Below are 1,195 nucleotides of genomic sequence, written 5' to 3'. Positions count from 1 at the left end.
TGGCCTGTCGCCGTGTCAGTGGATGCGCATTATAGGCAAGTTAAGATTTAGCGCAAGGGCTTTTATGCATAAAAATGAAGTTTTTAATCATTAATTGTTTAAGTACAGGATACACACTTATTACCCCCAAGGTTATCCACACAGCGAGCCAAAAAGTGGCACTCTAGGGATAATATACCAACCGCTTAAATTGTGTTAAGCCCAGTAATAGAAAAGGATAACATTCATTTTTGTGCTGGTGCCATGTAACGCTTAACTCAAAACACGGCAATGACTACCGTAAAACTATCTACCAGTTTTGGAGCTGTGAATTTTCGAGCTTTCTAAAAGGTCATAATTTATCCGCATAAGTTCCAATGCGGCATTCAATTCTAGTTCAACATGAGGAAATTAGCATAAAAAACAATATTATTTTAAGCACTGCAGCCTCAATGTTAATAGCATTACTCCCCAGCCACAGAAATAGTCATGTTAGTGCTGCTAACAGGCCAATCCAGGTAATCGTTGTTGATTAAAGTTTTTTAGCAAAGAATGTCGTTCGTAAAGAGACTATCCAGTAAGTAGAAGAGCTGAAGAGTTCTTCAGTAATAGAACACAAACACTGCACGTTGTAAGAAGATATTTTCAATGCAATAGCCTTAATTAACCGTTATATAAAAGATAAAAGCTTCAATTAATTCACCAAACCAGATCTGCTAATATTAGCTCTACTGATCTATTCCAGTTTTATTAAAACCATAAACGCAAAAAGCCCGCTACACAGTGACGGGCTTAATATTGATTAGACGATTGGCGATGACCCCATTTCACATAGGCATGTCGTCCACACTGATTACCAGCAAGTTTTACTAAACATAACACCAAATAGGGATTATTCGTATTAGGCGCTTGGCGATGTTCAGCTGCGGATAAATCCTCCGCGCTCCATGTCTGCATAAAGCGTTGCTTTATAAACACAGACATTGCACCCTACTTTCACATGGCCATGTCGTCCACACTGATTTCGAGTAGGCTATTAACTAAACCTAACACCAAAAGGACTTATTTATTTTAAAATCCTAAACGAAAAAAATCCCTGACTCATTGAGTCAGGGATTATTCTAATTTAGCGTCTGGAAATGACCTACTTTCACATGGGGAGACCCCACACTATCATCGGCGCGATTGCGTTTCACTACTGAGTTCGGGATGGGAT

The 1,195-nt window shown here is 39.0% G+C and carries 1 protein-coding gene and 1 rRNA gene; both read right to left on the bottom strand.

Annotation, left to right across the window (positions count from 1 at the left end):
• Positions 1–771 precede the first annotated feature (771 nt).
• Positions 772–963 carry a hypothetical protein gene (locus Q4533_RS19605; RefSeq protein WP_133126569.1) on the bottom strand — a complete coding sequence of 64 codons (192 nt, stop codon included), beginning with the start codon at positions 961–963 and terminating at the stop codon, positions 772–774.
• A gap of 147 nt (positions 964–1,110) precedes the next feature.
• A 5S ribosomal RNA gene (rrf, locus tag Q4533_RS19600) occupies positions 1,111–1,195 on the bottom strand; the annotation flags it as partial.

The organism is Shewanella sp. 6_MG-2023 (assembly GCF_030547195.1).
Classification (GTDB): Bacteria; Pseudomonadota; Gammaproteobacteria; order Enterobacterales; family Shewanellaceae; genus Shewanella.
Note: the sequence above shows the minus strand (reverse complement) of the source record. Positions and strands in the feature narration are given on the sequence as shown.

What these genes read in the sequence shown, in the direction of transcription:
- Q4533_RS19605 (WP_133126569.1), bottom strand. Translation starts at nt 963, where the DNA reads ATGTCTGTGTTTATAAAGCAACGCTTTATGCAGACATGGAGCGCGGAG.